The organism is Cryobacterium sp. RTC2.1 (assembly GCF_035018685.1).
In the GTDB taxonomy this organism is placed as follows: Bacteria; Actinomycetota; Actinomycetes; order Actinomycetales; family Microbacteriaceae; genus Cryobacterium; species Cryobacterium glucosi.
Genome location: NZ_JASJXJ010000361.1, coordinates 1 through 458 on the forward strand (window position 1 = coordinate 1; position 458 = coordinate 458).

Annotated in this window: 1 protein-coding gene; it reads right to left on the reverse strand. The window is 67.9% G+C overall.

Annotated features, from left to right (window positions below):
- Window positions 1–458: IS21-like element helper ATPase IstB (gene istB, locus QN357_RS19310; RefSeq protein ID WP_323505445.1), on the reverse strand; the 458-nt coding region annotated here is incomplete at both ends.

Below are 458 nucleotides of genomic sequence, written 5' to 3' on the forward strand. Positions count from 1 at the left end.
AGGACGTCGGCGTGGTGGACGATGCGGTCGATCATCGCGGACGCGACGGTGGGGTCGCCGAAGACCTCGCCCCAGCGCCCGAATGACAGGTTGCTCGTCAAGATCAAGGACGCGTGTTCGTAACGGCTCGCGACGAGCTGGAAGAACAGGTTCGCCGCGTCCTGGTCGAACGGAATGTAGCCGACCTCGTCGCAGATCAGCACGCTGTAACGGCGGAGGCGGATCAGTTCCGCGGCGAGCTTGCCGCGGGAATGGGCCTCTTGGAGGCGGGCGACCCAGCCGGTCGCGGTGTCGAAGAGGACGCGGTGGCCGTGTTTGGCGGCTTGGACGCCCAGCGCGACGGCGAGGTGGGTTTTGCCCGTGCCGGGCGGCCCGAGGAGCACGATGTTCTTCGCCTCGGTGGCGAACACGCTCGTGCCGAGGTGGGCGATCAGGTTCCTGTCCGCGGAGGGCTGGTG